4 protein-coding genes are annotated in these 2,414 nt (G+C 39.4%); 3 read left to right on the top strand and 1 reads right to left on the bottom strand.

Annotation, left to right across the window (positions count from 1 at the left end; all coding sequences use genetic code 11):
• Positions 1-16: 16 nt before the first annotated feature.
• The 3 genes from VB654_RS12415 (at position 17) to VB654_RS12405 (ending at position 1,391) form a co-directional block, all read left to right on the top strand.
• Entirely contained in the window at positions 17-166 is a 150-nt protein-coding gene (locus tag VB654_RS12415; protein ID WP_323214073.1) for a PsaJ protein, read from the top strand.
• A gap of 382 nt (positions 167-548) precedes the next feature.
• Positions 549-980 carry a TMEM165/GDT1 family protein gene (locus VB654_RS12410; protein ID WP_323214070.1) on the top strand — a complete coding sequence of 144 codons (432 nt, stop codon included), beginning with the start codon at positions 549-551 and terminating at the stop codon, positions 978-980.
• A 117-nt stretch (positions 981-1,097) separates the two neighbouring features.
• On the top strand, positions 1,098-1,391 hold the full coding sequence (locus VB654_RS12405; protein WP_323214069.1) for a TMEM165/GDT1 family protein: 294 nt from the start codon (positions 1,098-1,100) through the stop codon (positions 1,389-1,391).
• A gap of 29 nt (positions 1,392-1,420) precedes the next feature.
• Here VB654_RS12405 and VB654_RS12400 read toward each other — a convergent pair whose 3' ends face one another.
• Positions 1,421-1,912, bottom strand: a complete 492-nt coding sequence (locus tag VB654_RS12400) for a hypothetical protein (RefSeq protein ID WP_323214068.1) — start codon at positions 1,910-1,912, stop codon at positions 1,421-1,423.
• Between the last annotated feature and the right edge of the window lie 502 nt (positions 1,913-2,414).

The raw sequence follows: 2,414 nt of genomic DNA, 5'->3' as shown, positions 1-2,414 counted from the left end.
TATAAAAAATAATTATATGCCGAAACCAAATCAGCAAAAAGAATATTTTCTTCAATATCTTTCCACTGCGCCTGTTCTTGCCGTTGCTTCAGTTATAGTTGCATTCTCTACTTGGGCGATTTTTAATTACATTTTCCCTGACCTTCTCTTTCATCCTATGCCATAATAGCAATTCTGTAGGAAGTATACATTCTTGTCAGATATACAAGTGGATTTCATTAGTCCAGATGATTATTCTGAGTTGGTAATACTGCTATTAATATTCAGTCGTCAAGGGTGGTGATAGTTTGTGTGCGATAGCTCAAAACCTTGATGTGGGGCTGGTATGGCTACGCCACGCAAGCTATGACAGATATGCTCAATTACCAATAATAATTTTAATCAACCAGCCCCTACTGGCTTTATACTCGGCACTCGCTACCGTTCTCAGCGTCAGGCTTTACGAGTCCTTACACATAGCATTTTAAGCAATGGGGTTGCAATTTATGGACACAATCTGAGAAAATGAGATAAATATGAAAGCCATTTAGCAACTAGAGCTATTGCCTGTGAATCTTGACTCTGTACCTGTAACGGTTTCTGTCACATCTGAGACTAAAAACCAACTAAAAATAAAAGACTGTGACGAATCTAATGTAACAGTTGCAATCATCGAGCCGCTTCAGCCTGTAGTTACCGATAGTCAAAAAAAGCAGGAATCAGTAGCGGCCATTTTTGCTACCACTTTCATTACTATATTTCTCGCAGAAATAGGCGATAAAACTCAGCTATCCACCTTATTAATGAGTGCAGAATCTCATGCACCGTGGGTAGTGTTTATTGGATCTGGGGCGGCACTAATTACTACCAGCCTGTTAGGTGTGCTTCTGGGTGGTTGGATGGCTAATCGCCTCAGTCCCAAAATTGTAGAAAAATCAGCAGGAATGATGTTAATGTTCATTTCCTTGATGTTGTTTTGGGATGTAATCTTTAATTCGTAGTTCGTAGTTCGTAGTTCGTAATGCCTCTTTCAGAGGAGCTTCGCTCTAAGCGCAGCTATGCCGAAGGCTTTACGTAGTTCGTAGTTTAGAAATTCACACTCCCTACTCCCCACACTTATGGACTGGCATCTTTTAGGACTTAGCTTTATTACAGTTTTTCTGTCAGAATTAGGTGACAAAAGCCAATTAGCTGCGATCGCACTTTCAGGACGTTCTCAATCTCGGCGGGCTGTATTTTTTGGCACGGCTGGTGCATTGTTGTTAACCAGTCTTTTGGGCGCATTGACTGGTGGTGCTGTTGCCGAATTATTACCGACCCGTTTATTAAAGGCGATCGCGGCTGTAGGTTTTGCTATCCTCGCCGCACGTTTGTTGTTATTTAACAATGAAGCCTCACCCGATTCTGAATAATCTCAAAAAACTGGGTTTCGACTCAACACTCAGAACTTTTCTCTCCAGCACCAGCTTAAAAGTGTTCCACCTGCCAATAATTTGACTGCTTCTAATACAAAATAACTGCTGTGTAGTAAATTCATCTGGCTTGGAATTGCAGAATCTGTGGCAAATAAATTTAGATGCGTACCTACAGCGCACATTTGTGGAGTTAGAAAAAATGTATCCAGCAGAGTAATAGCCAACAGCATGAATGCAAAAGTAATAACTTGAGGATTCCAGCTAGATTTGTTTTTGCTCAAAGCCAATACGCCAGTCAAGACTACAGCCGCAGATAACAATTCCATGCGATTAAAATTCCAAAAAATCACATAGCCTGCTGTCGTAAAATCAGCTTGATTCATCATCCCAGAAAGATAAAGGCTAGGCATAATTACCCAGTCTAAAACCAGACTAGCACTCAACCAAAAACCCAAGGCAAAGATGATAGCTGTTTGCCAAGTTGGCCGCTTGAATTCAACTGTAGAAATAGTATTCATAAAAAAATAATTGCTTGCGTTCTATATTTTAGAGTCTAACTGAACGAGTAGTTTTCACTTCACATATAAAGTATTTTTTACAAATAGATTTATATCTTCAAAAAGTAATTAGGGCTGGCTGAATAAATATAAAACCCAGATAAATCGAAGGTTTGAGGCTGATAAACCCGAAAGCAGGTGCAAGGCTTTTAAAGGGTGTACCATCAAAATTGTGAATTTTGGGGATGACAGATAGCTGAAGCTGTTCCCTACCTCTACGAGTAAATATGGCTACGCCACGCAAGCTACAGAAACCCAAATGGATTCCTATATTTTTAGATAATGTTGAGATTCTTTAAATAAATTTATAATTTGTCGTAGTGTATGATGTCGCTGTCTACTCCCAAATCAGTTGCTTTTTTATACTTTCCAATCCCACCTTGCATCTGAGAATTTCGGTTTGAAAAGCGAACTGTCAATAGTGATATTAGTTATGACTGTAAAATTTACTTAGGGTTTGCTG

It is taken from the genome of Nodularia sp. UHCC 0506, assembly GCF_034931045.1.
Classification (GTDB): domain Bacteria; phylum Cyanobacteriota; class Cyanobacteriia; order Cyanobacteriales; family Nostocaceae; genus Nodularia.
Note: the sequence above shows the minus strand (reverse complement) of the source record. Positions and strands in the feature narration are given on the sequence as shown.

Excerpts from the sequence above, each read along its gene's own strand:
- VB654_RS12415 (WP_323214073.1), top strand. The coding sequence starts at position 17 with ATGCCGAAACCAAATCAGCAAAAAGAATATTTTCTTCAATATCTTTCC.
- VB654_RS12405 (WP_323214069.1), top strand. The coding sequence starts at position 1,098 with ATGGACTGGCATCTTTTAGGACTTAGCTTTATTACAGTTTTTCTGTCA.
- VB654_RS12400 (WP_323214068.1), bottom strand. The coding sequence starts at position 1,912 with ATGAATACTATTTCTACAGTTGAATTCAAGCGGCCAACTTGGCAAACA.